This window comes from uncultured Rikenella sp. (genome assembly GCF_910577125.1).
Lineage (GTDB): Bacteria > Bacteroidota > Bacteroidia > Bacteroidales > Rikenellaceae > Rikenella.
In genome coordinates, this window is the sequence record NZ_CAJTMN010000160.1 from 1 (window position 1) to 3,150 (window position 3,150).

The 3,150-nt window shown below is 61.2% G+C and carries 2 protein-coding genes; both read right to left on the reverse strand.

Annotated features, from left to right (window positions below; translation table 11 throughout):
* Positions 1-612: 612 nt before the first annotated feature.
* Positions 613-1,719: an LptF/LptG family permease gene (locus tag QZ292_RS10110; protein ID WP_294601173.1), complete on the reverse strand. Its 1,107-nt coding sequence runs from the start codon at positions 1,717-1,719 to the stop codon at positions 613-615.
* Positions 1,716-2,846 (reverse strand): tRNA guanosine(34) transglycosylase Tgt, encoded by a 1,131-nt coding sequence (tgt, locus tag QZ292_RS10115; protein WP_294601175.1) that lies wholly within the window; start codon positions 2,844-2,846, stop codon positions 1,716-1,718. Before tgt ends, QZ292_RS10110 begins: the two co-directional genes overlap by 4 nt.
* Positions 2,847-3,150: the final 304 nt, after the last annotated feature.

Genomic DNA, 3,150 nt, shown 5'->3' on the forward strand with positions numbered 1-3,150 from the left:
GGGTGGGCCGAAGGCCCAGCGCGCAAGCCCGGCGATTCCTCGCGGAATCGCGCTATTCATTCTCAAAATACATTTCGTAACGCCCGTAGCAGTCCGGCGCCAGCGGAGGCGCAACGAGCTCCGTCGAGTTGCAGTCCTCCGCCTGCCGGGGCGTCGGACTGCGCGACCCTGCGGGTCGCAGAAGCTCGACCAAATTCTCCGCCCCGTGTCCGCCTCACTGCGGCTCCGCTGTCGCTCCGCCACTTCATTTTCCGCGCGCCGGGCGATTCAATGATTTCGGCTCATCGCCGAAACAGTGGAATCGCATCTTTGGGCGGGGGCGCGCGGTTTTTAAGTCGCCCGCTGGGATTTCATCTCGATTTTGCTCACCGCAAAACGAGTGAAATCCCTCTTTACGCGGGCGGGCGACGTTTTTTTTTGCATTGTTCTTGTCCGCGCGCCGGGCTTCGAACCGCCTGAAACTGCGCTCGGGCCGCGCGGGCCCCACGTCCCGTGGACGGGCGAAACTGCGTTTCGCTGCGGCTGTGTCGGCCCAAATCTTCGCACCATTCTCTGTTCGCACGCCGCAGTCCTCTTCCGAGAACCTGCAAAAAACAGGCCGCGTACAACCCCCTACTTCGGTGCCTGGCGGTATAAGTAAACGCCGATCGCCGCATAAATCACGTTCGGAAGCCAAACCGCCACCACCGGTGGCATCATCCCGCCCTTGGCGAACTCGCCCGTAAAGCGCATCAGCACGATGTAGGTGAAACAGAGCGTAATCCCCACCCCGATATGCAGCCCCGTTCCGCCCCGCACCTTCCGCGACGAGAGCGACACGCCGATCAGGGTCAGCACGAAGGTCGAGATCGGATAGGCCCACCGCGAATAGGCCTCGATCTGGAAAATCGGCACCATGTCCGACCCTTTGGCCTGCTGCTGGCGGATGAAGCGCCGCAGACGCACCGAGTTCATCGTCTGAACGAGATTCTGCGTCCGGCCGAGCTCGTCGGCGATCAGGTTGATGGAGGTGTCCAGCGGCGTGGTGTATTTGGTCAGTATCTCCCGCTCGCCCTCATAATGACGCGTAAAGTATTTCGAAGCCTTCCACCGCCCCGTGACGGTGTCGAAACGGACGTTCTGCGCTTCGAGCGTGCTGACGATATTCCCCCCATCGTAACTCTCGATGGCGAAGTATTCGGCCACTTTGCTCTTGTCCTGAAACCCGCGGATGTAGACGAATGTCCCGGGTTCGAGCTGCCGGTAGATGTGGGGTTCGTAGGCCGACTTATGTTTGCCCATGTACTTGGCCTCGAAAGCGAGCCGCCGGGCGTTGGCCTCGGGAATCAGAAAGAGGTTCAGGCTCAGGCTCAGGGCGGTGATCAGCAGGGCCGATACGAAGTAAGGCCACATGAGCCGCCGAAAGCTGACGCCGCTCGACAGAATGGCGATGATTTCGGTGTCGTAGGCCATCTTCGAGGTGAAGAAGATGACGGCGATGAAGGTGAAGAGTCCGCTGAACTGGTTGATGAAGTAGGGGATGAAATTGACGTAGTAGTCGAGCAGGATGGCCGACACCGGGGCATGTCCCTCCAGAAAGTCGTCGATCTTCTCGGCGGCGTCGAAAATCACGACGATCATGATGATCAGCCCGATAGCAAAGAGATATGTCCCCAGGAACCGGCGCATGATGTACCGGTCGATGATCTGCAGTTTGAGTTTCTTGAGTAGTCGTATCATAGCCGCCGTCCCAGTTTTTCGACCATTTCGGCTTTCCAGACCGTGAAATCGCCGGCCGCGATCCGCCGCCGCGCCTCGCCCACGAGCCACAGGTAGAAGCCCAGATTGTGCAGCGACGCAATCTGCGCCGCCATCATCTCGCCGGCGACGGTCAGGTGGCGCAGGTAGGCCTTCGTATAAGCCGTGTCCACGAAGGTGTGCCCCATCGGGTCGATGGGCGAGAAATCCTCCGCCCACTTTTGATTCCGGATGTTGATGATCCCTTCACTCGTGAACAGCATGCCGTTGCGCCCGTTGCGCGTCGGCATCACACAGTCGAACATATCGACCCCCCGTTCGATAGCTTCGAGTATGTTGATCGGCGTCCCCACGCCCATCAGGTACCTCGGCCGGTCGGAGGGGAGGATTTCGTTCACCGCTTCGATCATTTCGTACATCACGGGCGCCGGTTCCCCCACCGCCAGCCCGCCGATGGCATAGCCGTCGGCGTCGAACTGCCGGACGAATTCGGCCGATTTCCGCCGCAGATCGGCATAGGTGCACCCCTGCACGATCGGAAAGAGGGACTGGTGGTAGCCGTACGGACATTCGGTCTTGGCGTATTGGGCGAAACAGCGCTCGAGCCACCGTGCCGTCCGCTCCCACGATTTCGAGGCGTAGTCGTACTCGGCGGTTCCCGGCGGGCACTCGTCGAAGGCCATCATGATATCGGCCCCGATCAGGCGCTGGGTGTCGATCACGTTCTCGGGCGTGAACAGGTGCCGCGAGCCGTCGATATGGGACTGGAACCGGCACCCCTCTTCGGTCAGCTTCCGGATGCCAGTGAGCGAAAAGACCTGAAATCCGCCGCTGTCGGTCAGTATGGGGCCGTCCCACCCCGCGAACCGGTGCAGGCCGCCGGCTTTATACAAGGTGTCGGTTCCGGGCCGCAGGTAGAGGTGGTAGGTGTTCCCGAGGATGATCCGGGCGCGGACTTCGTCGCGGAGGTCGCGGTGGAAGACGCCTTTGACGCTGCCGACGGTGCCGACGGGCATGAAGATCGGGGTGGGTATCTCGCCGTGGTCGGTGCGGAGTATGCCGGCTCGGGCCCGGGAGCGGGGGTCGGTATGTTCGAGGGTAAAACGCATGGGTCTCTTTCCTAACGCAAATGTAGGGCTTTTATTTTTTCGGCACCGGCGCGGAGGCGAAAATTCCCGGCACAGGCGACAAATTGCCCTCCGGCCGCAGCCCCACGGGGCTTCGGATGGGATTATCACCGCTCTATTGGGCGGGGCCCAGCCGGTTCGAGGGCTGTTTCATCCTGTTATGGTAGAGACTGCCGCAGCGAAACGCAAGTTTCGCCCGTCCCGCCGGGGTCACCCGGACGCCGCCCGCGTAGGGCAGTTTCATCCGGAGCAAAACTCGACCGCGCGCGACTGCTGGAGTAGGAAA

Excerpts from the sequence above, each read along its gene's own strand:
- tgt (WP_294601175.1), bottom strand. The coding sequence starts at position 2,846 with ATGCGTTTTACCCTCGAACATACCGACCCCCGCTCCCGGGCCCGAGCC.
- QZ292_RS10110 (WP_294601173.1), bottom strand. The coding sequence starts at position 1,719 with ATGATACGACTACTCAAGAAACTCAAACTGCAGATCATCGACCGGTAC.